Consider the following 26,683-nt stretch of genomic DNA (forward strand, 5'->3'; position numbering starts at 1 on the left):
GGATCTGCGCATCTTATAGTTCCAGTTTGAGCAAAGATAAAAAAAATGTGAGCGACCTGCTTAACAGAATTTCCTTAAAAATTGCTAAGCAAGACCGCTCACATGCGCATGCCGCCAGGCGGCTCTCCCTAATACTCATAAACTTTTAATATGCAAAGCATCAATAGCCGTATCCAACGAGCAAATGCCATCACGATAACATTCTACCCAGTAAGATACACGCTTACGTCGTCGAGCTACATAGGGATCACAACTGGAATATTGACCTTTCAATTCATTAACCATAGCCGATACGTCATCCTTGATTTCCATCTTAAGCGCATCGGGAATATCACCCCATCCCATAAGCTTAAACATATCCTGAAGCTCACGGTGTTCTTTTTCAGCCTCTTTTAAAACTTTGCGAAGGACGGGCTCTAAATTAGTGTCAAGACTTTTTTGACTGGCTTTAATCGCGGTATTCATAATGAGTTCCTTTGTTTAATTGATGTTCAGTTCTAACGTAATAATTATGTGTGACACCAGTATGTCACCCCTATTTGAATGAATATTACTGCATAGATATTTCATCCCCCATTTTCTTTCAGCAGAGAGTTGTTTTTTATTCCAAAACCATGAATTTTAGACCCTGCTACAAATTTCTTTTACACCAACTCTTCACTTATGATGCATTATTTGAAAGCGCTTACGTTCGCAATTATTAGTTCTCTTTTAATTTTTAGTTGCGATATGATGAATAAATTATCAACTGTTTCTTCTCCGGATGGAAACCTCGCGGTTACGTTTTCTCTTTCTAATTCTGGGAGCCCTCAATACACTGTGCAGTATGGGGATGATCAAGTTATTGACACCTCAGGTTTGGGAATTGAATTCCAAAGCCTCCCTCCTTTAAAAGACGGGGTACAAATATCGAGCATTGAACGAAGGTCTGTTAATGAAACCTGGCAACCGGTATGGGGTGAACAAAAGGAAGTTCGTAGTCACTACAATGAGCTGCTGGTATCACTCAAAGAAACGAATAACCAAGAACGAGTGGTAAAACTAAGATTTAGAGTTTTTAATGATGGCGTTGGATTTCGGTATGAAGTTCCGGCTCAGAAATCGATGGCCGATAGCCTGTTTGTTATGAACGAGCAAACTGAATTTGCCCTTACCGGTGACCATACCAGCTGGTGGATTCCCGCCGACTATGACAGTTATGAGTATAATTACAAGCAAACAAAAGTAAGTGAAATAGATGCCTCAGAATTTGCCGGCGAAAACGAACGGGTTGATCGTCAGATTGATAACTTTAATGCGGCTAATACTCCGATCACGATGAAAACAGAAGATGGGATTTACCTGAGCTTTCACGAAGCAAATCTGACCGACTATGCCGGAATGACGCTTGGTGTAACTGAGGATTTAAAGTTAGTTAGCGAGCTCGTCCCCTGGGCCGATGGTACCAAAGTAAAAACCAAGGCTCCTTTTTCTACTCCATGGAGAACTATTCAAGTCGGCAAATCACCGGCTGCTCTTGCAGAATCGTTTTTACTTCAAAATCTAAATGATCCCAACAAGCTCGATGACACCTCATGGATAGAGCCCATGAAGTACACCGGCATTTGGTGGGAGATGCATATCGGAAAGTCGACCTGGGGCATGGAAGATGCAGCGGATGGTTCTTTTGATGATCAAGGAGGATCAACCCATGGAGCTACCACCCAAAACGCAAAACAGTATGTGGATTTTAACAACAAAGCAGGTATTAAAGGACTGCTTATTGAAGGTTGGAATACCGGTTGGGAATATTGGGGAACCGATTCATTGGGCTTTTTCGACTTTACCACCCCCTACCCTGATTTTGATCTGCAGGAAGTCGTTGATTATGCGCAAGCCAATAATGTTGCACTGGTCGGTCATCATGAGACATCGGGACAGGCAGCCCATTACGAAACCAGGCTCGATACGGCTTTCCAACTCTATCACGATCTGGGTATTCATCATGTTAAAACGGGCTATGCCGGTGGTGTTATTCCAAAAGGAGAATATCATCACGGACAATGGATGGTGCGTCACTATCGAAAGGTGCTCGAAAAAGCTGCTGAATATCAGATCGGTATTAATGCCCATGAACCGATTAAAGCCACCGGCTTACGAAGAACCTATCCCAATATGATGACTCGCGAAGGAGTCCGAGGCATGGAATACAACGCCTGGAGTGAAGGGATGCCACCTGAACACACAACTATTCTGCCATTCACTCGCGCGCTTAGTGGTCCCATCGATTATACTCCCGGTATTTTTGATATCACTTTTAATGAATATTCTGATCAAGAACAGGTAAAGTCGACGCTGGCCAATCAGTTAGCCCTGTATGTAGTGCTTTACAGTCCCATGCAGATGGCTGCTGATCTGCCCGAAAATTATTTAATGGATAACGGAGACTTTCACCCCATGTTCCAATTTATTCGTGATGTCCCCGTAGATTGGGACGCCTCACACATTATCGATGCCCAAATTGGGGATTACGTTATTACAGCCAGAAAGGAAAAAGATAACAGCACTTGGTTTTTAGGTGCTGTGACAGATGAAAATGATCGCACGGTAGAAGTACCGCTCAATTTTCTGGATGATGATGAAACCTATGAAGCTACAATCTATAAAGACGGAAAAACGGCCCATTGGGAAGATAATCCGACCGACTATACAATCGATACACAAGAAGTTAACAGTGATACAGTGCTGGAGCTTTGGATGGCACCGGGTGGAGGAACGGCCATCAGTTTTGAGGCGTTATAAAAATACTGTTGCCACTAAAAGTAAAATCATGTTTACCTTTTATCATCAAAAATCTGATACATTTACAAGATGGGTTAAAGACAAGTTAGATGAGATGGTCGTAGCCCACAAGATCATTGATGTAGCCGAATATGATTCCGGCTCACTGCCTAATAGTACGTCCCCCAACGACTTGCCGCTGTTAAGTGATGAACATGAATATTGGACATCCCAAGAGGAGATCGAAGATATTCTCGAGGATTTGCAAAGAGATATTGAGTTTAGCCGAAGCCTGACGTCAGATGTCTGCTATGTAGATCCGGCAAACCCAAACGAGTGTCTTTAAATCGGACAATTACAACTGCTAAATTAGTTTAAAATAAATAAGCCTTATTCAGGATAAATAGACTTTTTGGCGGCAAGTAAGGTATTTTTCATCAGCATGGCTACGGTCATCGGCCCCACGCCGCCGGGAACAGGCGTAATCCAGCTTGCCTTATCCTCTACGCTTTCAAAATCACAGTCACCAACCAAGGTATAACCTTTTTCCTTAGTTTCATCCGCTACGCGATTTATACCTACATCAATAACTACAACCCCTTCTTTCACCATCTCTCCTTTAATAAATTCGGGCTGGCCCGCAGCAACAACCAAGATATCGGCATCAATAGTGTGTTTTGTTAAATCTTTGGTAAACTTGTGACAAACCGTTGTTGTCGCTTTACCCTGCTCACCGCTTTCTTTGTTCAACAAAATTGAAATCGGCCGCCCTACAATATTGCTGGCCCCTACTACTACGGCATGTTTTCCTTTGGTTGGAATACTGTAATGTTTTAGCAGTTCGATAATACCAGCCGGCGTACATGATCGAAAACTGGGCTCTCCTACTGTCAGTCGTCCTACATTCATGGGGTGAAAACCGTCCACATCTTTTCGATAATCTATAGATTCAATAACATCATGTGCAGATAAATGATTAGGCAGCGGAAGCTGAACTAAAATACCATCTACAGAGTCGTCATTGTTTAAATCATAAACGGTCTGTTTTAAGGCTTTGGCAGAAACCGTATCGGGCAGACGCATAGTGTCGGTTTCAATCCCAACTTCTTTGCACGCTTTGGTTTTAGCTCCTACATACACATCCGAGGCAGGATTATTGCCAACAAGCACCACCTGTAAAAATGGCGGGCGATTCCCTGCTTTCATCCAATCGTCCACATCCTTTCGGACCTCGTCTCGTGTTAATTGTGCAACTTTTTTACCGTCAATTATTTTCGCTGACATCAGTAATTGTTATTAGATACTAAAATTATGATTTGATCATTGTACGCTACAATGATCTTCATTAAGAAGCATACCTGTCCGTATCGAGTGCCATCAACGCTCAATATTATACTTTTTCATCTTGTTATACATATGGCTGCGCTGGATATCAATTGCTTCGGCCGTTTGGGAAATATTCCAATCGTTTTCTTTCAGCTTACGAAGCAAAAATAATCTTTCGGCTGACTCCTTAAATTTCTGAAAACTCTCCATATTATCGGCTAAATCCGTGAATGTATTGCTCTTTTTTCCTCCGGAAAGTGTCAACGCCTGCACATCTTCTTTACTTATCTCGGAATCATCTGCCAGCAACCCCAACCGCTCGATGCCATTTTGGAGCTCACGAACATTACCGGACCAATTCTGTTGTTTAAGTTCCTCCAGTGCTTTATCCGTAAAACTGATTCCAGAAAACATGATATCTTTTTCGGCTAATTTCTGTAACCAGTCTTCAGCTAACAGTGGTATATCTTTTCGTCGTTTTCTCAATGGCGGCACATGAATGGGAATAACATTTAACCGATGATATAAATCCTCCCGGAATTCACCGGTTTCTATTTCGTCAAGAAGATTCTTGTTAGTCGCTGAAATTACACGGACATCAACTGATATCTTTTCTGTACCCCCAACGCGGACGATCGCATTTTCCTGTAAGGCACGCAGCACTTTTGCCTGGGCAGCGGGACTCATATCCCCTACTTCATCCAGAAAAAGTGTCCCCCCATCGGCCTGTTCAAACTTACCAATGCGCTGGCTGCTGGCACCGGTAAATGCTCCTTTTTCATGGCCAAAAAGCTCACTTTCCAACAAATCAGCAGGGATAGCTGCGCAATTCACATCCACAAAAGTTTCACTGCTGCGATCGCTTTTTTCGTGAATCCAGCGAGCCACGAGTTCCTTTCCCGTTCCATTTTCACCGGTAATCATTACCCGCGAACTGGTCTGCGCAACTTTATCAATCGTCTTTTTAATCTTTTTAATCGCATCACTTTCGCCAATGATCTCGGGTACATCAGGCAGTCGCGATTTTATCGACTTGTTTTCTTTGGAAAGACGTTGCTTATCCAGCGCATTGCGTACACTCACCAGCAATCGGTTTAAATCCGGGGGTTTTTCGATAAAATCAAATGCACCTTTTTTCGTAGCCTCTACAGCAATTTCAATATTGCCATGACCCGAAATCATAATCACCGGGAACTGATAGTTTTCGTCCTTCAATTTCGACAGGATCTCAATCCCATCCATACCATGCATTTTAATATCCAACAGCATCAGATCCACACGGTTTTTATCCAGAAGATCAAAAACCTCCTCACCACTTTCTGCTTCAAGTACAGCATAATCTTCAAACTCGAGGATGTCTCGCAGTGAGTTTCGGATGCTCTTTTCGTCATCCGTTATTAAAATGGTTGGTTTTCTATCAGACATCGAATGCTTAATACTTTACGTATATATTTTCTAAAATCTGTTCGTGGATGGTATCAATATAAGATGTCTTTTCGGTATAGTTATTTGTTACTACCGAAAATATTAGCGGCTCACCCGAAATTCCTTCCATATAACCACTTAAGCTGCGTACGCCGGAAACATAGCCCGTCTTACCGTATACCTTCCCTTCGAGCGGCGAATTGGTAAACCGATTTTCTAACGAGCCATCCTGTCCCGCTACGGGCAAACTCTCTTTATAGACATCAAAGTGTGGATGGTTTCTCATCTCTACCAACAGTTGATTTAAATCCTCTGTTTTCAACAGTGTAGAAGCAGCCATACCGGAAGCATCCTCTATTTCAAGATTTGTAGTGTCCATCTTCATGGATTTGGCAAAATCTTTTACCAGACTTAATCCCAATTCTGTGCTTCCTTCAGTATCAAAGTGCTCGGCAGCAGCTGTTTTAAGCAGCATTTCAGCATAAAAATTATCACTATCTTTATTCAACTGCGAAAACATAGAATCCAAGGGAACCGATACATGCTCCGCCAACAATTGATATCTATTTTCATTCCAATCATGTGATTTACTGTCTACAATAATACCACCGCTAAGATCAATATCTCCATCTTCGAGATACTTTTTGAAGGTGTCCATAAAAAATAGCGGGGCATCATCTATCGAAAGCGATTCCTTTTCCACATATCCCTTGGGCAATTTACTCCCCAATACAATGGTATTGGTACCAGGTTTACGACGATAATACTCATCATATTCTGTATCAGCAGGCGTAATTACCTGATCATTAATAAATTCTACATAATCCGTATCAAACGGGAACCACTCAATCTCAGGCTTTTCACCCACATTTCCCCGAGCGTAAACGGTCAGATCTACGGCATTATTATTAAATGACAACGCATTGATCTCCACTCCATAATAGAAGGACAGGTCTTCCCAACTCCACCCCTTGGGATATGGCTGCTGGTCAAAAAAAGAATCGTTACCAATTAAGTTGCCGTCAATTTTTCGAATACCTTTGTCATAAAGCGCTGAAAAAAACTTATCAAACACATAAAAACGGTCATCCCGATAAAAGTCTCCACTTATAGATGGGTCACCAACGCCACGAATAATGATATCGCCCTGCCAAGTATCCTCTACCTGTTCGCCAATACCGTACATCTTTGTTCGGAACTGATAATCGGGGCCCAATTCATCTAAAATTGCTGCGGATGTTAACAACTTCAAATTTGATGCTGGACGTATCCGTTTCTCAAAATTGTATCCCTCTAAAATCTTACCCGTAGTATCGCGGACAATGACTGACCAAAAAGCATTATTGGCTCGGCTGTTTTCAATAGTATTAACAACCTCCGGCGAAAATATGATTTGTTGTGCCTGTACAGTACTGATCGTAAATAGAAGTGCGAAAAGTACCCCTGCACCCAGATAAATAGATTTTTTATGAGGCATAAATCTCTACTTAATTACTTTGTATACGTTTTAACTATTCAGCGAAACATGCTCTTCTTTTTTAAAAGCCTCAATAATTTCTTTGGCCGTAGAACAGCTGCGAAGCCGCTCTCTAAATTCACTGTTATTCATCAGACGTGATATGCGGCTCAGCATTTTTATATGCAAATTATTACTGGCTTGTGGGCCAACCAAAAGGAAAACCATATTCACAGGCTCACTGTCAATAGCCTCATAATCAACCGGTTCATTTAAAATGGCAAATGCTGCATAAGTCTGTGTAATACCTGATGCTTTACCGTGCGGAATGGCCAACCCTTTGCCAACCCCCGTAGACATTATTCGTTCCCGCTCAAATACAGCCTCTCTTATTTCTTTCAGTTCGTTATCAGATACCATATCCTCTAATGAAGATATCATCCTGTCCAATATCTCAGCTTTATTTTTGGCTTTTAAATCTGGTAATACCGTTTTTTCATTCAATAAGCTGAAAATATTCATGCGGAAAAATCTAAATTAAGTATTTCATATGCAGTTCAAATATACTCATCGTTTTTCATCTGTTACAACTTAATTACACCATCAATTTATAACCCTGAATTTTATATTTTGGTTTAATTGTTGGGAGCAAATTTTGTAAACTTTGCTGATGGATTTTTTACAAGGAATATCGGCCGTTTTAGCTAAGGATTTACAAACAGAGCTTCGCTCAAGGTATGCCATTAACACCGTACTGGCGTTTGTCGGGGCCGCCCTGTTGCTCATTCTCTTTGCTCTTAATGCTGAGCAACTGGCTCCCACGCCTAAAAGTGCTCTCGTTTGGATCGTCATTCTCTTTGCCGCACTCTCAAGCCTCTCGCGTTCTTTTGTGATGGAAACTGACCGTAAAACCTTTGACCTGCTTCGCATCCACAGCAATGCATCAGAAGTTTTTGTAGGTAAATTGTGCTATAATTTTCTGTTCACTCTGGCCGTAAATCTGGTTACCTTTTTACTTTATATATTTCTGCTGGGGATGCCTATCGCTGATCTGCTCGCATTTATTTTAGTTCTGCTTTTCGGCACCGCGGGATTATCTGGGGTATCCACCATGCTCGGTGCCATTGTCTCGCAGGCCGATCGAAAAGGAGCTATTTTTTCTGTCCTTAGTATACCGTTACTTTTCCCGTTAATTCTCATTCTCGTGCGAACAACCAAAGCAGCACTTATCGATGGATTTACCGATAATTATCTCAATGATTTTTGGGCTCTCGTGGGTTACGCAGGTGTAACAATTACGGCAGGAATTTTACTTTTTGACTATATTTTTGAAGAATAAAACGCCATGATCGACTACAAGGATCTTACATTTAATTTTGGTGATCGTCGCCTGGTAGGGCAATCTTTTGCCCGTGAGCAAATCAAGCGCATCATCCACTCGGGACGTATTAGTCACTCCTACCTTTTTTCTGGTCCCCCGGGCATTGGTAAAACGGCTTTCGCCCTGGCTTTTGCTGAACTCATAAACGGTGTTGATCATCTAACCAATTTGGGCGACCAAGCTTTTTCAAAGAAATCAACATGGTTTACACACCCCGATATCCACGTATTTTTACCGGTACCTACCGGTGTATCGGTCGAGGAATTGCGCGAACGATTGGAACTCCTGCGCGAAGACCCTTATGAAATTGTGGATTTTAGCCTACGTCCATCACTGAGCAATGAAGAAAGCACAAAGAACAAACGCGCTTTTTATCCCATCGATTATTTTAGGGAAGAAATCCGTCCCGCTGCTTATTATAAACCCAACGAAGGGCAAAAGACGGTCATCATCATGACCGGTATTGAGAGCATGAAAAAAGAAGCAGCTAACTCCTTTTTAAAGCTGCTTGAGGAGCCGGCTGAAGATCTCATTTTTCTGCTTACGACCGATAATACCGAAGCATTGCTACCTACCATTATCTCGCGTTGTCAACACATTCAGCTCTCATCATTAAAGACAAAAGAGATTGAACAGGCTCTTATTGAGCAAGATGGGGTAGATGAAAATGAAGCCGGGTATCTGGCACGCGTTTCGGGCGGTAACTATGCGATGACCCGCTTTTTTGATGTTGATACTCTTAAAAACACCCGTGAAGCTATTATCGAATATTTACGGTACTCATATTCACAGGATGCCGTCAATATTACGCAAACGGCCCAAGATTGGCAGAGTCAGGAGAATCTTGAGGGTCAGATTGCTATCCTAAATGTAATGGAAGTTTTTCTGCGCGACTTACTTGTCTATCGATCGACACAGAATAAAGAATTAATTACGAATGCCGACCAACTCGATGTCATTCAAAAGTTTTGCGAAACAATGAATGATGCTCGGCTTGAGGATATGATTGAGCAGGTTAATGAATGCAAGCCAATGGTTTATCGAAACGTACAACCGAAACTCATTTTCACTTCCCTGGCCTTTCGATTTTCGAGCCTGATGCGTGGCAATGATCCCATCATCAACAAACAAGATTCCTGGAAACACTTACCCGCTTTCTCTGAATAATGGATACGCCAAATTATGACATACCATTCACAAAAATGCAGGCGGCTGGCAACGACTTTGTCGTGCTTGATAACCGTTCAAATTCATTCACAAAAAATGAACTAATTTCACTGGCGCCCAGTATTTGTGACCGCAAGTTTGGCGTGGGTTCTGACGGTATTTTAGCGCTGTTCCCTCCGGAGCATAACAATGTTGACTATACAATGTTTTATCGTAATCCCGATGGCAGCAACGCCGGCATGTGCGGCAACGGGGCCCGGTGTATAGCACTATTTGCACACTCCCTGGGGTTTGATAAGCAACATCGATTTAATGTGCATGATAATACTTACATAGCTGATGTTCTGGATTCCAAATCGGTTAGTATCTCTTTCCCAATGGAAGCATCAGTCAACAAAAAAACTGCAGGCGGAGAAACTCTGTATGCTATCCATACCGGTACCGAACATGTAGTAAAAAAGATTTCCAAAGGGCAGTTGAAAGATGAGGAGCAACTTACGGCCGAAGGGAGAAAGCTTCGTTATCATAAACTCTTTGAGCCAAAAGGAACAAACGTTAATTTTATTACAGGTATTGATTCAACCACCCTTAAACTCCAAACCTATGAACGAGGGGTAGAAGATTTAACACTGGCGTGTGGAACCGGAGCCATTGCCTCTGCCCTTGTTTGGCATCACCTGCAAGGTAGCAGTTCATCAGCCCAAGAATATTCAGTTGAAACTAAAGGGGGAATATTATCAGTTCATTTTACATTTGATCCCAAATCAAGAAAGTATCACAACATTAAACTCGAAGGTCCCGCCCATTTTGTATTTAAAGGCACTTTTTTACAGTAAACTTTTCCCAATACTGCTGGCATTTATTGTTGTGGGATGTGCTACTTCAGGTTCCTCTGAAAAGCGAGAATCTTCTGCCTCAGAAAGTTATTTGGAAGGAACCTTTGCGCTTGACCAACAAAAAGCCCCCCCGAATGATATTCAAAGTATCCGGCTCCATCCCAAAGGACAGCCGGGACAAGCTCCCATCATGGAACTAAACACTTCCCAAAAGCTGCTGCTTTCCTTTGATTACTTGGGGACACAAAACCGGCAATTTCGAGTAACGGTCGATCATTATAGCAAAAGCTGGAATCGGAGCGGTATTGGACCAAATACGTATCTCGACAGCTTTTCTGAAACAACCATTCAAGCATCAAAAATTAGCTTTGGGCAGCGCCCCTCCTATCATCACGTAGAATTTTCTTTTCCTAATAATGAGCTGCGACCCGCAGTAAGCGGAAATTATCTCATCAAGGTATATTCAACTGATGACAATAGCCTACTGTTCTCGATGCCATTTTTTGTCACTGAAAACGAGGGGCAAATAGAAACAACGGTGGAACGACTTTTTGCCCAGCGCAACGATGGGCGCCCCCTCGACCAGCTTTTTAGCACCTATCATTATCCTAACTTTGTAGAATATCCCCAGTTTGATTTATCGATGTCATTTGTACCAAACCAGTTCTGGGGACGCACAAAACAGGTCGAATTTCTCGATACCATCACACCGAGTCAACTGCGGGGATATATTGAGCACGACAATGCTTTTGTTGGAAATTACGAGTTCAAGCACCTGGACCTTCAAAATTTTGACGGCAACGGCCAACAAATTCTGGAACATCAGCCCGGGGTTACGCCGCCCAGAGTTACTTTACGACGGGATGTTCAAAACCTGGATCCTTCCCCTAACCTGTCCGAGGCAACTGTGAACATGGGAATGCCTGATGATGATCGCAATAGTAACTACGCGCAAGTAGAATTCAGGCTACAAACAGATGATAGCATTCCACCCTCTTCGAAAATTTATATCGTGGGTCACTTTAATAATTGGATGATTAACGACCTCAATAGAATGAGTTTTGATTCCGATAAGCAAATGTGGACGGGACGAGCGTTAATTAAGCAGGGTTCCTACGCTTACAAATATGTGCTCGTACGAGATAATCAGATAGATGACCTTACTTTGGATCAGGGATTTTTATCGGCTCAGCAGGAGTATTTAACCTTCATTTATTTTAAGGATCCTCATCAAAATTTTGATCGGCTTCTCAAAGTAGATGGGATTATTCAGCGATGAACCTTATAACAAAGAAATAAAAGAGAGCCTGATGGTTAAATCATCAGGCTGATAACAATAAGCTTGCTGCTTAAAAATCCACACCAATCGTAATATAGTGGATAGGATCTCCTCCAAAGCCATCACGATAATACGGCCAACCTACGTCGTAACGGAGCGGGAATCCAAAAAGTATTGTGCGTAATCCAAATCCGGCTCCCATCAAAACATCACCATCATTGACTGGCACATTAAATGTACCGTTACCGGTATCCACTTGACGCTGCGTTCTTTCACTCACTCTAAAATCAAGTTCATCATCATTTAAAACTATTCCATCGCGATTTCCTGCTTGATTACGATATTCAAAAACAACGTCCTGTCCCCAAGCCATACCGGCATCCCAAAAAGCGACACCTGATAAGTTATATAAGGGTAATATTGGGATTGGCCCCGGTAGAATTGCTGCAAATAATGGAAATCGAAACTCTGCGTTAATTAGCGAGAATCTATCTCCGTAAATTGAATTATAAGGGTGCCCGCGCAGTGGAAGTGCAGGCAAGGTAAAGAAAGTACTTCCAAAGCGATCAGAGGGAATACTACGCCCTGAATATTTTGCATTAATCCACCCAAGCATACCCCCCATAAAAAATGTCTGTGAATCTCTTCCAAACGAAGCCGCACCTGAACCTCTTAATGCAAAAGAGTAGCGCGATCCCAAGTTAAAATATTTGCGATAATCGCCCAATATCGAAGCAAATTGCAAGGTTTCGTTTGTTATGGGAGGGCTTCCCGTAAGGCTAATCGAATAACGTGATCCGCCGGCGGGAGTAATATATCCGGGAAGCGTTTTGTCACTGGTATAAATAATTTGAGGATAAGCAAAAGAAGTCGCCTCATTCTCGCTGATATCGGCATAAGCAACGCTATAATCCTGTGATATCCCAATGGCCGATAATCCCACATCAATACGGCGGAATTTGTCGAATGGATACCGCATATTTATTCCACCGCCATATGATCGGAATCGATAAAGCTGACCGGAAAAATCCTGGAAATTACTGGCGTTGTGAAAGAACGTAAATTGCCAATTAGCCCTATTTTTCAGGTAGGAATACTGCAAAAAGTACGTACTATTTCGTAAGTCCAAGTTTAGGTTCGTACCAAAAGAAATCTGGTGGTCCCCTAACAGATCACTAAACTGAATCTGTGTTATACCATAGGTACCATAAGCCGTAGAAAAGTTACCACCCGCATAAATAATATCAGTACTAAAACGCAATCGGTACTCCCGCGGAATATAACGGCCGTCGTGGGTTTGATTCCCTTCGAGGTTAAATTTTGACTCATCCATATATTCTTCAACAAAGGAGGTATCTTCTTCTACCGAAGAATCAAACACGTAATTTCGAAAATCAAAGTTATCTGTTTCCTCTTCTTGCTCCTCAGTGGTATCTTGTTTAGTGGTATCCGACTGGATTGCATTGGTATCTACAAACGCCTCCTTCGGTTCTGGGTCTATTTGAGCGGCAACAGCATCTGTCAAACTGGTTGAATCTACCGATTGTGTGGCAAGCATTTCACGTACATATTTAGTAGCCGGTACACGTTCGCCCTGAGATTCTGCAGCTCTTCTCTTGGCCCATTCATTACGTTCCAACGGCTGACCTTTAACACGCGATAGCGGCGACTGAACCATAAAGATATCCAGATTACCCTCATTGATAGAGTTTACGGCCAATCGGCTGGCATCAGCGCTGATAGACATCTGCATAACACCCGTCTGCAGATCCGTGACCGGTGATGATGTGCGATCTTGAAGATCCATCAAATAAATATTTGGGATACCATTTTCATCAGAGATATAAAACAATCTCCCGTCTCTGCTTGTTGCCGGTTGGCGTTCACTCCAGTCAGGAGTCTTCGTAAGTCGTTGTGCCGTTGAAGATCCAATCTTCACAGAATAAATATCAGAAGTGTATAAATCTTCATCCATCAACAAGCGAGAAGTATTCTGGACATTATTCAAGCGAACCTCATTGCCTCTGTGCGAAACAAAATAGAGGGTTTCTGAATCGGAAGCCCAGGCAGGCTCATAATCCGAAAACACATCGTTGGTTACATTATTAAATTCCTGTGTTTGTAAGTTATACACATAAATATCCTGATTGGGGCCGATATTACCGTCGAAGGCAACTTTGTTACCATCGGGAGACCAGTCGACCGAACCGATAGCATCCAGCTTAGGGAACTGAACCATTCTCACCTTGCCAGTTTCATAATCGACAATAGCCAAGTTATCTGATCCTTTGGATTTGCTGGATAACGCAATTTTCTGGCCGTCCGGCGACCACGTCAGGTTCGGATTAAGAATATTAAGTTCTTCAAAGTTAACATTGTCCTGACCTTTGATAAGTGTCTTTATTTTATCCCCGGTAATAGCACTAATCACCACAACATCAAAATAGCCCCGATCATTAGTAATCATCGCTATTTTATCGCCCTGAGGTGATACGGCGGGACTGGTGTCATAGCTTTGGGATCTATCACGCTCGGTTAACAGTTCAGCAAATGATGCTATATCTTCGCGATTGGCCACTTCCGGCAGATACCGCTTTCGGTAAAAATCCTGCCAACGCTTCGAGAGTTCCTCGAGACTTAACCCAAGGGTTCTATTTAGTGTCACTTTCAGATTTCGCTGGTTATGCAAAGTCTGCATAATTTCACTAATCTTTGGACGACCGTATTCTTCAGCAATATAGTTCCAAACCGACTGCCCCCCACGGTAGGCAAAATACCCGCCAAGTCGGGAGATAGGCGGCAGATAGTTATTGATTGTTGCATCACGTATCCACATATCAGTATTAGTATCCCAACCGAGAGAGGTATACTCTGCCATCCCCTCATTAAACCACAACGGAATTTGAAGGGCATTTCCACTTAACCGAGATTGTACGTTGCCCCCATAAAACATGTCGTTTATAACAGCGTGTTCAAGCTCATGATGCAGCGTACTTCTGAACTCAGCATAATTACCCGTAAATGGCATTGTAATACGGTTTTTATACGCATCAGTAACCCCACCAATACCCTCAGAATTAGCCGGCAACGGTACCACATTGGTCTGAGAGAAATCATTATGAGAATCATATATGATAACTTGGATGCGATCGGCAATTTCATGGTCAAAATCCTCACTCAGCTGCCTATAGGCCGACTCCATAGAATACACCGTGAAATTGGCCAAATCATAATTCTTTGTCTGATAATAGTACACATCGAAATGCTCCGACTGTACATATCGCCAGTCGAAATCATTATACTGTACCCTATTCTTTCCAAACGAAAAGTATTGGGCTTGCGCCTCTTGTACGATCCCACCAACAAAAGCGGTAAGAAATAGAACTACCAGAGATTGCCGAAGAAGTTGAGATAATTTCATATGTGGATACGCATTAAAATTAGCTACCGTCATCTACCAGTTTTAAATCTATTTGCCGTGCCTTTATATCTGTTCTAACAACTTTAACACGAATTTCTTTCCCTAATTGATATTTTTTACCGTGATTTCTACCAATCAGGCAATGCTGTTTTTCATCATATTCGTAATAATCATCATCAAGATCACTAACACGAACCATTCCTTCACAATGAATATCTTTTAAATCGACGAAAATACCACCGTCCATAACACCGCTGATAACACCGTCAAAATCTTCACCCAAGTGTTCACTCAGGTATTCTACCTGCTTCAATTTAACAGAATCACGTTCGGCCTCAATAGCAGAACGTTCTCTATCACTACAATGCGATCCCAGCTGTTTAAGTTCATTATGCGAATAACTGGGTTTGCCGGCCAGATAGCTTTTCAATAAGCGGTGCACCAGCACATCGGGATAACGCCGAATAGGACTGGTAAAGTGCGCATAATTTTCAAAGCCCAGCCCGAAGTGACCGATATTATCGGGACTGTATTCTGCTTTTGACATGGCACGGAGCATTAAATCATTAATCGTCAGCTCCAGTGAAGTGTCCTCAATCTGTTCCAACAAAACATTTATAGCTTTGGAACTCACCGTCGGGCTGTCAATATGGAAGTTAATCCCAATAGGCTTCACATTTTCCTCAATATTCTTGAGCTTATCAAGGTCGGGTTGGTCGTGAATACGATATAAAAATGGATATAAATCTTTTGACTCTTCCTTGTTGGATTGCTTTCGCAGATCATCAATATACTTGGCAACCGTTCGGTTAGCCATCAACATACATTCCTCAATTAGCCGGTGAGCAAACAGTCGTTCTTTCAGTTTTACATCAATAGGCTTGCCATTTTCATCCAGTACGAATTTTGGCTCGGGGGTTTCAAAATTAATGCTACCCTCACGAAATCGTTTATCCAACAGTACCTGCGCTAAGTCAGCAGCCATTCGTATTTCATCGGCATATGCACTGGTCTTACCGTCAATAATTTCCTGTGCCTGTTCATAGGTCAAACGCTGATTGGAATGAATGACCGTTTCCTCGATAGAATAATCCACCCGTTTACCATTGGGAGTTATTTCCATAAAGCAACTGAAAGCCAGCTTATCTTCCCGTGGATTCAAACTGCAGACATCATTACTTAAAACCTCGGGCAACATGGGAATTACACGATCCACCAAATACACACTGGTAGCACGATCTACGGCCTCATCATCGAGCACCGTATTTCGCGGCATATAATGGGTTACATCGGCAATATGTACACCCAGATAGTAATTACCGTTGTCAAGCTTTTTAATACTCAGTCCGTCATCAAAATCTTTGGCCGTATCGGGATCAATGGTTAGCACAACCTCATCGCGCATATCGCGGCGACGTTCTATTTCCTTCTCGGTAATCTCCCGATTGATATCTTCGGCATATTCTTCAACTTCTTCGGGAAATCCGGCCTTAATTTGATTTTCTGCCAATATCGAAAGTACGTTGGCGTCATTCGTCCCTTCCTGACCAAGCACTTCCACAATTTTTGCTTCCGGTAGTGATTTGGGATGCACCCAGTCTACTAATTCAAAAACCACTTTTTCCCCGGGTTGGGCTTCACCAATATTATTGGGCAGCACAAAGAAATCAGTATGAGCCGACTTTTCGTCAGGCTCAATAATGTAATTCTGCTTCCCCTGCTTTTTGAGTATCCCTACAAAAATACTTCTCCCGCGCTCTATAATATCAACAACTTTTCCTTCCTGACGACTTTTTCTACCCTTTTTGCCTGATAGTTTTACCTTAACGGTGTCGTCCTGCAGGGCCGTACCAAGGTGTTTCGATGGCACGCGGATATCTTCATCATACCCTTCGGCAATCAGATATCCTGTACCACGCCGGCTGATATCCATTTTGCCAACTACTGTATTTCGATCTTTCTTCTCATTGTGACTGCCATTGGAAGAAAGCTGTACTGCCCCACCCTTTCGCTTTACAATTAAATTGCGATCGTATAAACTGTTAATAGCATCTTTCAGATCTTGATTGTCTTTCTTGCCATCTACCCGTAAAATATTTTGCAAAACATCGAATGGCAGATGTGCCTCCGGATTATTTTGCAAAATATCCAGAATAATATCTTCAAATGTCTCTTTCTTACTTTTCTTCATTTAATTATTAGAATAAAACTTTTTAAAATTTCTTACTTCTTTTCTCAGGTTGCTTCTATCTAAGCAACACAAATTTACTATTCATTGTTTGCGGAATCTTTGTTCAATCCAAAAATTCCTTTAATTCGATTCATTAATTCTTTCCAGGTATTAAATTGTACCTTCGATTCAACCCCTAATCCATCTACATACGGAGTCACATCACCGGCTTGCGGACTTGCCTGTATACTATTTAAGGCCTGATCTTGCCGGTGAAATGCCGTCAGTGATAATCCCTTTCTGATACGATACGTAGCATTTAAATCACCAATACGATCTCCGGGGGTACTTTGTGGTCCGCCTCCCGTTATTTGTCCTTCACGACGAAAAATCAAACGATCATTATACAATCGCAAAGCAATTCCTAAATCCACTTCATTATAAGCATTCAAGTTAAAATCAATATCCAGGCGACTTACATCACTATTCAGTAAGGTATTTATTTGATTTGACAGTAGCGAACTCACTTGGTTAGACAAAAATGGATTTACATAGGTAGATCCACGCGTCAGGTTTTGGCTAAGCGTTGCAGTGCCGCTGCCCATACCTTGTGTGGGGATAAACTGTCCCGTAAAAAGTATGCTGGTGGCTTGCAGCAATTTTTGCTGCTCATCTCGATTGATTTGATTAAGTGTATATTGCAAAGTTGAATTTGAGGAAAGCTCCATCGTAGACGGGAGTCTAAAATAGTAATTATTTTCAACACTATTAAGCGTTCCGTTTATTTCTACAATAAGATCTACCGGTACCTGCTGACTCCCATTTTGATTTTGGTCGCTCAGACCATCCCCATTTAGTAATGTTGATACATTGGGACGAGCATTATAAACCGCACTAATATCCAATCGGGCATTATCAGGCGGACCTTCCCACACAATAGTACCGCCAGATTCCAACTGAAGACGCCGGCTAATAATCTCCCCGGTTACAAACTGATAATTCCCGCCATTTATATTGTATTGACCAAACATTTGCACATCCTGATCCTGCATGGTAATACGAAGTTGCCCCGTTCCTTGTGCGGTAAGTACTTCTCCCGTAACGGGATCAAAGATGAGGTTTACACTAAGATTCTCGGATGCGTTAAATCGCAGATCCAGATCAAAACGTTCGGTGAAAGTCAAATTTTCAAGAGCTTGTTCCAATGCCTCTTCTGCCATTTCAGATTCTCGTGTTGTGCGTTCAACGGCTGACTCCGACTTTTTATCTACCTCATTAAAAGAATCTACAAATCGGATAAACTTACCGCTCTCCTGCAGTTCTGTCTCTTCAAGCAGTGGAATGGACACTTCAGAATCGCTGGTGACCTGTACCGGGTTTTCCGTCCGCATATACATATCAGTATTGGATCCTGAAAGCCTTACAAGCCCCGTGCCGGATACATTGCCATAAAATGGCACATCCGGATCCATGTTACTATTAAGAAACTGCAAGCGATTCATATCAAGCGATAAATCGAGATAAGTAATAGGATCAAAGTCATTCAGATCCACCGTTCCCCAAATTGTTCCCGTCCCTCCCTTGGTATCCATCACGTTCAGCGAGTCAAGCACTACACCTTCATCCTTATTAAACTGTACCGGACCGCTTAAAAAGTAATTGGTATTCAAAAACTCTGGTCGCGCAAATACGTTCTTCGTTTCAAATTGAGACTGAAAATCATAGTCCTCTAAATTACCGGTAATTGAGCCCGTTCCTGAAGCCTGTCCCTCTACCTCGGCAAAAACATTATCGGCTATTACCGCCAAAAACCACAAGTCAACCTCATTAAAATTTGCATCAAAATGATATACCGTATCCTGCCGGACCTCTGGATTAGGAGTTACAAAATATCCATCCAATCGAATATCCTGACCTATTCCATCATTAGACTCAAGATAATCCTCGTATTTAGTACTGTCCGTTAAAATATCAATACGAGTATCAAACTGCTCTTCATCCGGATTATATTTACTGTTAAAACGCACATCACCAACCAGACGATTATTCATTCGAAACCGATTCACGTTTAAATCACCCTGTATAGTGGGTTGCCGAGTAAGTGATTTTGTGACCAAGCTACCATTTAATACCCCGGCAAAGTCAATTTTTCCTTTAATCAGATCCGAAATCCGTTTCAGATTTATATCACGAAGTGTGTATGTCAGAGAATCACTGCGATCGGGACTCAATCTACCCTGCAACCTGAAGTACTCGTTCCGGTTCTGAAAACTAAAATCATCAAAATCGACTTCACCACTGCGAAAGAACTGTAATTGGGGCGTCTGTTCGTTAACCCAAGAATATAAATCATTTCCCACAAAAAACTCTTGTACCGATACAGTAATAGCAGAATCAGAGATTTGTGACCGTAAGTCCATATCAAATTGTGCATCATCTGATATAGCCCCGACATGTTGCGTAAAGTAAACTGAGTCTTGCTTTACTGACAAGTCAAAAGTCGTTGAATCTAAATTGACCGATTCCGTTTCAATCCTCGATATATCGGCTTCCCAGTCGATCGATGAAAATTCACTGAGCGTACGATCACTCCTAAAACTTGCAGTAAATTGCGTATTGGCGTCGCGGAAATTGAAATTATTGTAAGCAAGCGTATCTGAGGTCATTTCCGCTGAAAAAAGCAGGCGCGTTCCGTCTGTATTTACATTAAAAGTCACATCCGATTCTGCATATAGAGAGGGAAATTGGGGAAGATATTTTTTTAGTAATCCCAAATCCTTTGTCTGCATATTCCCATCTACAACCACATTCTTATCTTGTGGTGAATCTTTTAAAGAATCAGCAAGAATCGGTTGAATCATCAATATTTCAGAGTCAAACCTATTTTTAAGATATGAACTCCAAAATCTTGTTTGCGAAATAACATCAGCCGGTGTAACCTCACCGCTTATATTCAGATCAAGCAGCGAGCTGGTAAGTCGAAACTGCCGGGTTGAGGCATCCGGCGAATTTAAATCCATGTAGAGCTGGTGGGCACGCACGGTATCTCCATCAATAACTGAAGGAGCTATATCAAGATTTGCTTTGCCTTGGATACGGTCTGGGTCAAACCCTTGTACCTCTACACTATAATCAAAATTTAGGGCAGTCTCTGCGACCATATTTTCGGTAAAAAAATCAGCCAGATTGATATTGCCCGCATTCCCCTCTATGGCTAACGTTTGCTCATCATCACTAAAGTTTACTGATGATGAGCCCTGAAGTAACTCATCCTTATTGCGGTATTCATACTTCTGATTCCAAACTTGACTATCCAAATTCGACGAGTAATTTAACCGCTCAAATTGATGGGATCCTACTCTACTGTTCGTAAAAGTTGCATTCAGATCAGAAACCGCTTCATCCAACCTAAACCCTTTTCCTTCCAGTCGGGCGTCAAAATTAAGAGCAGTAGTATCAACGCGTTCAGCAAAGAAAGGTGCTATATCCAATTCTTTTCCAACTAATGTTCCCTTGTAGTTAAAAGGTTCCACAAGCTGCGTTTCGCCTTCAACTTCAAGCGTTCCAAGTGTGCTCGAAAGAGAAAAATCACCTGTAACACTTTGTAAACTACCGTTAGCCTGACCAGAAATAGCCAAACTTTGGAGCTCTTTATTATTGGGAATAGCCAGCGAATCTAACAGCTGTGTAAGATCTTCGTTTCGCAGATTCACCCCCTCAAAACGGAGTTCATACGATAAGTTTTGCCGGTCAATTACATTCTTAATAATTCCATTCAAATTCACATAACTTTCGCCAATTCCCAGCTCGGCACGATCAATCCAAAGGGAGTCTGCAGATCCTTCTGTCCTAAAATCTATACTCAGAGGTTTTTCAAGTTCCGGTGTGTTTGCCACAAAATCTGCGATATCTTTAAGGTCAATTTCCTCAGAACGCACATCCAGATCATACTGCGCGGCCTTAAGTTGTTCAGTCACATTGGGATCTAACAGGTTGACGCCGTCGATTTCACCATTTAAAACAAACTGTGAACTGCCCAGCGTTAAATAAAAAGAGTTAAACTCCAGAAATCGATTATCGTTATAGAGTTGACCTGATGCAGAAATATTTTCAACCTGCAAGTTATCCGACTCAGCAAAAAAGGATTCTATATCCAAATACCGCTGCATCTCGCTCCAATCCACAAAAAGCGAAGCATTAATATTCTTAAGCGAAAAGGAAGTCGGCAAATTCCCAATTTGATGTCTATCCGTTTCCGCTTCCAGATGGACATTGCCATTTTCGATACTCACATTGGGAGCAATAATTTCAATTCTACCCAACCAGGGCTCTCCCTCCAAACGCCGGCGCTTTTCCGCTTCCGGCCTGCGTTCCAGCAAAACCAATCTTCCCTTTTCATTCGACCGAAGGTTTACTTCTGGAGACTGTAAAGAAAAACCAACAATCGTCAGCTTATTTTGCAGTAGACCCCACACGTCAATTTTGCTGTCAATTTGCTTAACCGATACCAACGTATCACCGTCAGCCTCACCACTGTGTAGTAAAGCAACATCATACAAACTCATCTGGAAAGGCAGAAACCCATCAATATCCCCAATATTGAGCTCTGCTTTATAAGTTTGGCCTATCTGTCGTTCTATACGGCCCTCCAGATAGTTTTGGGTTACATCAAGCTGTAAAACACCAATGACAATACCCGAAAGGACAACAGCCACAAACAATAGTACAAAGACTATTCTCCAAAAGTATTTCCAGCTTTTATGTAACCAGCGATAAAACACGTACGCTCAATAATTATTTATTCAATTTATCCAAAGTATATCTCCAACTTTTATGGAGTAACGAATGGTCTTCACAACTATAAAGATACGGCGATCCCCAATCATTCAACAACACTAAACGAATAGTATTATCTTTTACTTTTTTATCAGATTTCATTGCATCCAAGAGCTCTTCGGTATCTACTGTTAACGGTGCCATCTGCTTTTTATACAACGATAGAAAAGGGGAAAAACGTACATCGCTTACGGGATGTCCCAGCTCTTGCGAAAAGTGACAGGCTGCAATCATTCCCACGAAAACAGCTTCTCCATGGGTAATTTCTCCATAGCCTGATACCTTCTCAAGGGCATGACCAAAAGTATGCCCAAAATTCAAATACGCTCGCGTACCCGCCTCAAGAGTATCCTTCTGTACAATATCAATTTTGATGCGTGCACTTTCTTCAACAACCTCACTCCACCTCTTCTTTGGTGTTAACGGCTGATGGATGAGCTCCTCCATCACTTCAAATAGGTCAGGATTTCTGATAGCAGCGTATTTCAATATTTCTGCCATCCCCGTAACCCACTCCTTTTGTTCGAGCGTTTCCAAAAATGCAATATCCGAAAACACCGCATCAGGCTGATAAAAACTACCAATCAGGTTTTTACCCGTAGTATGATTTACACCTGTCTTGCCACCAATTGAGCTATCGACCATCGCAAGCAACGTAGTTGGCACGTGGATAAGCGGTACGCCCCGCAACACTGTTGCAGCGACGAAGCCTGCCAGATCACCGGTTACTCCTCCTCCAATAGCTAAGATCGGTGTCGAACGCTCTATCCCTGTTTCTAATATCTTATTTGTGATGTTGTTCCATTGCTTGACGGATTTGGAGGATTCCCCCTCCGGAATTTCAATAACGTGAGTATTCTCAAAACCACTGACCATTGTTGCTACCTTTTCCCCATGCAATCGGTTTACATTCTCATCAATCAGAACAAAAATTTTATTCCGATTGTAGTGAGCTTGGCAATACGCTTTAAAGGATTGGGGCAACTGCTGACCAACAGTAATTTGATACTTCTGGTCCAGCGAAATGCCAACATCAATAATCTTCGACATGGTTTCTAATCTTTTTCAATAATATTTTTACAATATCCTCAACGTCTTTCCTTCCGTCATTTTCTATCTGGATCACCGCTTGCCGATACAGAGGAAGCCGTTTTTCATACAAAGCCGTCAATTCATTTCGAAGTTGTTTTTTGCTTTTCGGATTTCCCTGCTTATCCAACAAAAGTGGCCGGTTTTTATCCTGCGATATGCGGTCTAAGATAACAGAAATCGGCGTTTCTATAAAAACAAGCATTCCATTTATTTTCAGGTGATCAACCACCTGCTGATTCTGCAAACTCCCTCCGCCAAGTGATACCACACCATCAAACCTTTCAATCACTTTCAGCAACGCTCGTCGTTCTGCAGCCCGAAAAAAGGATTCACCGGATTTCTCAAAAATTTCAGGGGTCGTTTGGCCGGTCTGTTCTTCGATTTTATCATCCAGATCTATAAATGCGCATTCCAACTCCTTGGCTAACTTCCTGCCAATCACCGATTTTCCGGCGCCCATAAATCCACATAAAAAAATACGTTCGGGTAATTCAGGCATCGTCACTAAATATTTTCAGGTTTCATTGGAGGTACCATTTCTACTTGTTCATCGCGTTCTATTACTACCGCTCCGGGGGCCGCCCCTTTGGGTTTGCGAACATATTTAACTTTTGTGTACATAACGGGAGCGGATTTCATGCCGCGCGCCTTCGAAAAATAAGCCGCATAGCTGGCCGCTTTCAACAATACGTGCTGCGGCGGATAATCCTTTCTGTTCCCCATCCGAATAACCACATGCGACCCTCCAACGCCTCGGGCATGCAACCAAATATCCTCCTTATGAGCATGGCTGGTAAGCTGATCATTGCTCTTGGCGCTTTTGCCAATCCAGATTTCAAACTTTCCTTCCTTGAATTTTCTAAAAGGAGAGGTCGCCTGTTTGTCATCACCACTGCCAAAACCAAAATCTTCGAGCTTTTGCTTATTGTCTTTCACCCAGCTATTTAAATCCGGCAAGTGATCAATTTCCTCGATCTCATCCAACAGTTCCTTAACCTGTTCAAGTTCTTTTTTTACTTTTGGCAGGCGCCGCCTCGCATTCTGATACGATTTTTTGGCATCTTTTGACTTTTCGTAATAATATTCGGCGTTCTCAGCTATTGACTTATCCTCTTTCAGTGGAATCGTAATTTGCTCATTATTCTCATAAAAATCGTCGATCGTAATTTCGGTTGTCCCCTCTGTAACCTGTTCGTGAGCGTGTGCCATCAGCAGGTGTCCGTATTTTTCATACTCTTCAGCCCGCTTTAGACTTTTCTCGGCCTGCTGCAACTGTGTTATCAAACTTTCTTTTTGGGATTTACTTCGCTCTAAAAACTGAAGGATATCCTCTTTGTTTTCATGCAGCCGACGCAGATGTACCGCATTTTTATAGGCAAAAGCGACACAATCATTAACCTCTTCACACTCTTTTTCACTGGGAATATCCAGCCACTCCTTCGACCAAAGGCAAAAATCACCCGTTTTAAGTACCCGTGGATGCGGGTCATCCAGCAATGCTTGGGTAGCCTTATTTGTAAATTCTTTTACTTTTTCTGGAGACATCTCATCAACATCGTGCTCCTTAATCAAGTACGGTAACAAATTGCGCGGCAGAAGCGGATTAACCTCTGTCATCTGATTTTTGGCTGAACGCCGGGGACTCACCTCCTCCAAAAATGTTGGAGCCTCCGGCCTGGGGGGAGCCTCTCCCGTTACTTCATCAGGATTTTTAAAAGCATCTGCAATTACATCATTCTCGACCAAAAACACATTTGGGTTTCCACTGAAAAGCTTAAAAAGCAGGTATTGGCCATTCTCAAAATAAATGGATATTAAACGATCTTTATCCGCTAATTTAATATCGATGATCTTTTCTCCTTCAAGAGACTCAAAAAAATCGATTACATTACTTTTTTTGGGCGGGCGATAGAAATCTAAAAATAGAGCGGTCTCTCTCGGATTCGCACTAAATATTAGCCGCGAAGTTTCGTTACCATCATCAATATATAAATGGAGTACATCTTTATGCGGAGAAATAGCAAAACTAAAAAATGCGTCTTCTATTTTTTCTTTTATCTCGCGGTTTAAATATATTAGCGTATAAAAGTTGTTCATGCTTTATAGAGACGTTCAGTAACGTAGAATTTTGAACTTAATAGGTTGAAATAATGACATATCCGATATTCAACTCAGTAGTGAACCGGATAGAAAGTGACTTAAATAAGAGAGATTTCACAATTAACACCTTTCGCACTTGGAATGAAGATAGAATAAATGCAACGGGACTGGAAATCGAATTTGACCTCAAACCCAAATCTGATTTTCTAAAAGCACTATCAATTAATTTCGACTGGGATCGGTTCCGGGAAACAGTATTAGCCAAACAGCTGCAAGGTATGGAAGAACACCCCTTTTTACAGGAAGATAAAATGGTAAGCACATCTATTTCACCAGCTATCGATATTGAAATTACCTGGCTGTTTGATGAAAAAACACCTAATCCTACATTGGCAGCACAAAACGGTCACCACCGGTTAGAAGATGCCAGCCAGTGGATGGAGCAAATAAGTAAGGAGGTCAATGAGCTGTTGGCTGATGACGACATCATCACGCGCTGGCATATCGAAGTTGAGGGCTCTGAAAGCGGCAAATATTTATCCGCTGTTAATCTAATCTCATATTTTCAATATACATTGGAAGATATGAACAGCCTTAACGATGTTCACGATTTTGTAAGTCGTAGCTTGCAAGAACTGTTGGTAAAAGCAAACCGGGTGTTGCGAATTGCAGATCAAACGCTGGAATCACAAGCTGCATAGTCTCAGCTACATGATATAAAATAAGCCTTCAGAAAAATATGAAGGCTTATTTGCAAATTCTTATCCAAACGCTACTTCCGTTTGTGTCGATTTTTGCGCAATCGCTTTTTACGTTTGTGCTTAGCAATTTTTGAACGCTTTCTTTTCTTTCCACTTGGCATAAGAGTCACCTAATTTTTTTATTCGTCGATACCAACAGGTATATAGTATATAACTCGTAAAGATACGAAGATCCCACAACTAAAACCTGAAATTTTTAGGCTTGAATTTCGGAAGAATTACTCTCCCTCATCCTCCATAACGGATTCATTGACAGCCTCTTTGAAATCTTTAGACATTTTTAGCACCGGTACATATTGTTCCGGTACTATAACTTCTTCATTTGTCTTCGGATTCCGGGCTACCCGTTGAGCTCGTTTAACCACTTTAAACGTTCCAAACCCTCTCAACTCTATATGTTCGCCTCTCTTCATTGCATCAATAACCGTTTCCATAAAGCCGTTGACAACAGCTTCGGTTTCAACTTTTGTAAGCCCTGTTGAAGATGCAATTACATCAACTATATCTGCTTTAGTCATAACTCCTCACCTTTTGTAATCACAATTAACTACTGCTCCTGTTAAATAAAAGTACTTATATATAATCCGCACTGATTTATTTATACCATTTTAACGTTTTTTAATGGTTTGTCATAGCAGATTATCAATTAAACTTAAAAAATTCGAAAATCTTT

19 protein-coding genes are annotated in these 26,683 nt (G+C 41.8%); 7 read left to right on the forward strand and 12 right to left on the reverse strand.

From position 1 onward, the window contains the following. Positions 1-135: 135 nt before the first annotated feature. Positions 136-465: a hypothetical protein gene (locus CK503_RS01450; protein ID WP_095604999.1), complete on the reverse strand. Its 330-nt coding sequence runs from the start codon at positions 463-465 to the stop codon at positions 136-138. A 264-nt stretch (positions 466-729) separates the two neighbouring features. Between CK503_RS01450 and CK503_RS01455 the strand changes: the two genes are divergently transcribed. Further along, positions 730-2,781 (forward strand): glycoside hydrolase family 97 protein, encoded by a 2,052-nt coding sequence (locus tag CK503_RS01455; RefSeq protein WP_217988293.1) that lies wholly within the window; start codon positions 730-732, stop codon positions 2,779-2,781. 28 nt (positions 2,782-2,809) lie between these two features. Beyond that, on the forward strand, positions 2,810-3,106 hold the full coding sequence (locus tag CK503_RS01460) for a hypothetical protein (protein WP_095605001.1): 297 nt from the start codon (positions 2,810-2,812) through the stop codon (positions 3,104-3,106). 44 nt (positions 3,107-3,150) lie between these two features. On the opposite strand, the gene folD is transcribed toward CK503_RS01460, so the two are convergent. From folD to CK503_RS01480, 4 genes are all read right to left on the reverse strand, one after another. Further along, complete coding sequence (gene folD, locus CK503_RS01465) at positions 3,151-4,044, reverse strand: bifunctional methylenetetrahydrofolate dehydrogenase/methenyltetrahydrofolate cyclohydrolase FolD (protein ID WP_095605002.1); 894 nt, start codon at positions 4,042-4,044, stop codon at positions 3,151-3,153. A gap of 93 nt (positions 4,045-4,137) precedes the next feature. Next, entirely contained in the window at positions 4,138-5,511 is a 1,374-nt protein-coding gene (locus CK503_RS01470; protein ID WP_095605003.1) for a sigma-54-dependent transcriptional regulator, read from the reverse strand. Positions 5,512-5,518: 7 nt separating this feature from the next. Next, on the reverse strand, positions 5,519-6,988 hold the full coding sequence (gene dacB, locus CK503_RS01475; RefSeq protein ID WP_095605004.1) for a D-alanyl-D-alanine carboxypeptidase/D-alanyl-D-alanine endopeptidase: 1,470 nt from the start codon (positions 6,986-6,988) through the stop codon (positions 5,519-5,521). A 30-nt stretch (positions 6,989-7,018) separates the two neighbouring features. Continuing rightward, positions 7,019-7,489 (reverse strand): PTS sugar transporter subunit IIA, encoded by a 471-nt coding sequence (locus CK503_RS01480; RefSeq protein WP_095605005.1) that lies wholly within the window; start codon positions 7,487-7,489, stop codon positions 7,019-7,021. Between the two features lie 148 nt (positions 7,490-7,637). On the opposite strand from CK503_RS01480, the gene CK503_RS01485 reads away from it, so the two are divergent. The 4 genes from CK503_RS01485 to CK503_RS01500 are packed head-to-tail and all read left to right on the forward strand — an operon-like array spanning position 7,638 to position 11,630. Continuing rightward, positions 7,638-8,306, forward strand: a complete 669-nt coding sequence (locus CK503_RS01485) for a heme exporter protein CcmB (protein WP_095605006.1) — start codon at positions 7,638-7,640, stop codon at positions 8,304-8,306. A gap of 6 nt (positions 8,307-8,312) precedes the next feature. Continuing rightward, positions 8,313-9,515: a DNA polymerase III subunit gene (locus tag CK503_RS01490; protein ID WP_095605007.1), complete on the forward strand. Its 1,203-nt coding sequence runs from the start codon at positions 8,313-8,315 to the stop codon at positions 9,513-9,515. After that, positions 9,515-10,351 (forward strand): diaminopimelate epimerase, encoded by an 837-nt coding sequence (gene dapF / locus CK503_RS01495; RefSeq protein WP_095605008.1) that lies wholly within the window; start codon positions 9,515-9,517, stop codon positions 10,349-10,351. Before CK503_RS01490 ends, dapF begins: the two co-directional genes overlap by 1 nt. Beyond that, positions 10,323-11,630 (forward strand): type IX secretion system plug protein, encoded by a 1,308-nt coding sequence (locus CK503_RS01500; protein WP_176466179.1) that lies wholly within the window; start codon positions 10,323-10,325, stop codon positions 11,628-11,630. Before dapF ends, CK503_RS01500 begins: the two co-directional genes overlap by 29 nt. Positions 11,631-11,700: 70 nt before the next feature. Here CK503_RS01500 and CK503_RS01505 read toward each other — a convergent pair whose 3' ends face one another. The 6 genes from CK503_RS01505 to CK503_RS01530 form a co-directional block, all read right to left on the reverse strand. Next, the gene (locus CK503_RS01505; protein ID WP_095605177.1) at positions 11,701-15,051 is read right to left on the reverse strand and encodes a peptidase MA family metallohydrolase; all 3,351 of its coding nucleotides are present in this window, start codon (positions 15,049-15,051) and stop codon (positions 11,701-11,703) included. A 19-nt stretch (positions 15,052-15,070) separates the two neighbouring features. Next, a complete protein-coding gene (rnr, locus tag CK503_RS01510) occupies positions 15,071-17,242 on the reverse strand; it encodes a ribonuclease R (RefSeq protein WP_095605010.1) in 2,172 nt (723 codons plus the stop codon). A 77-nt stretch (positions 17,243-17,319) separates the two neighbouring features. Continuing rightward, positions 17,320-22,002, reverse strand: a complete 4,683-nt coding sequence (locus CK503_RS01515; RefSeq protein WP_176466180.1) for a translocation/assembly module TamB domain-containing protein — start codon at positions 22,000-22,002, stop codon at positions 17,320-17,322. Positions 22,003-22,015: 13 nt separating this feature from the next. Beyond that, entirely contained in the window at positions 22,016-23,107 is a 1,092-nt protein-coding gene (gene aroB / locus CK503_RS01520) for a 3-dehydroquinate synthase (protein WP_095605012.1), read from the reverse strand. Beyond that, entirely contained in the window at positions 23,091-23,648 is a 558-nt protein-coding gene (locus CK503_RS01525) for a shikimate kinase (protein ID WP_095605013.1), read from the reverse strand. The genes aroB and CK503_RS01525 overlap by 17 nt, the downstream gene beginning before the upstream one ends. Before the next feature lie 5 nt (positions 23,649-23,653). After that, positions 23,654-25,246 (reverse strand): NFACT RNA binding domain-containing protein, encoded by a 1,593-nt coding sequence (locus tag CK503_RS01530; protein ID WP_095605014.1) that lies wholly within the window; start codon positions 25,244-25,246, stop codon positions 23,654-23,656. A gap of 53 nt (positions 25,247-25,299) precedes the next feature. Here CK503_RS01530 and CK503_RS01535 point away from each other — a divergent pair, with 53 nt between their 5' ends. Beyond that, positions 25,300-25,950 carry a hypothetical protein gene (locus CK503_RS01535; RefSeq protein WP_095605015.1) on the forward strand — a complete coding sequence of 217 codons (651 nt, stop codon included), beginning with the start codon at positions 25,300-25,302 and terminating at the stop codon, positions 25,948-25,950. Between the two features lie 278 nt (positions 25,951-26,228). On the opposite strand, the gene CK503_RS01540 is transcribed toward CK503_RS01535, so the two are convergent. Next, entirely contained in the window at positions 26,229-26,528 is a 300-nt protein-coding gene (locus tag CK503_RS01540; RefSeq protein ID WP_095605016.1) for an HU family DNA-binding protein, read from the reverse strand. Between the last annotated feature and the right edge of the window lie 155 nt (positions 26,529-26,683).

The sequence above is a fragment of the Fodinibius salipaludis genome, assembly GCF_002287075.1.
Classification (GTDB): domain Bacteria; phylum Bacteroidota; class Rhodothermia; order Balneolales; family Balneolaceae; genus Fodinibius; species Fodinibius salipaludis.

Excerpts from the sequence above, each read along its gene's own strand:
- CK503_RS01450 (WP_095604999.1), bottom strand. The coding sequence starts at position 465 with ATGAATACCGCGATTAAAGCCAGTCAAAAAAGTCTTGACACTAATTTA.
- CK503_RS01455 (WP_217988293.1), top strand. The coding sequence starts at position 730 with ATGATGAATAAATTATCAACTGTTTCTTCTCCGGATGGAAACCTCGCG.
- CK503_RS01460 (WP_095605001.1), top strand. The coding sequence starts at position 2,810 with ATGTTTACCTTTTATCATCAAAAATCTGATACATTTACAAGATGGGTT.
- folD (WP_095605002.1), bottom strand. The coding sequence starts at position 4,044 with ATGTCAGCGAAAATAATTGACGGTAAAAAAGTTGCACAATTAACACGA.
- CK503_RS01470 (WP_095605003.1), bottom strand. The coding sequence starts at position 5,511 with ATGTCTGATAGAAAACCAACCATTTTAATAACGGATGACGAAAAGAGC.
- dacB (WP_095605004.1), bottom strand. The coding sequence starts at position 6,988 with ATGCCTCATAAAAAATCTATTTATCTGGGTGCAGGGGTACTTTTCGCA.
- CK503_RS01480 (WP_095605005.1), bottom strand. The coding sequence starts at position 7,489 with ATGAATATTTTCAGCTTATTGAATGAAAAAACGGTATTACCAGATTTA.
- CK503_RS01485 (WP_095605006.1), top strand. The coding sequence starts at position 7,638 with ATGGATTTTTTACAAGGAATATCGGCCGTTTTAGCTAAGGATTTACAA.
- CK503_RS01490 (WP_095605007.1), top strand. The coding sequence starts at position 8,313 with ATGATCGACTACAAGGATCTTACATTTAATTTTGGTGATCGTCGCCTG.
- dapF (WP_095605008.1), top strand. The coding sequence starts at position 9,515 with ATGGATACGCCAAATTATGACATACCATTCACAAAAATGCAGGCGGCT.
- CK503_RS01505 (WP_095605177.1), bottom strand. The coding sequence starts at position 15,051 with ATGAAATTATCTCAACTTCTTCGGCAATCTCTGGTAGTTCTATTTCTT.
- rnr (WP_095605010.1), bottom strand. The coding sequence starts at position 17,242 with ATGAAGAAAAGTAAGAAAGAGACATTTGAAGATATTATTCTGGATATT.
- aroB (WP_095605012.1), bottom strand. The coding sequence starts at position 23,107 with ATGTCGAAGATTATTGATGTTGGCATTTCGCTGGACCAGAAGTATCAA.
- CK503_RS01525 (WP_095605013.1), bottom strand. The coding sequence starts at position 23,648 with ATGCCTGAATTACCCGAACGTATTTTTTTATGTGGATTTATGGGCGCC.
- CK503_RS01530 (WP_095605014.1), bottom strand. The coding sequence starts at position 25,246 with ATGAACAACTTTTATACGCTAATATATTTAAACCGCGAGATAAAAGAA.
- CK503_RS01535 (WP_095605015.1), top strand. The coding sequence starts at position 25,300 with ATGACATATCCGATATTCAACTCAGTAGTGAACCGGATAGAAAGTGAC.
- CK503_RS01540 (WP_095605016.1), bottom strand. The coding sequence starts at position 26,528 with ATGACTAAAGCAGATATAGTTGATGTAATTGCATCTTCAACAGGGCTT.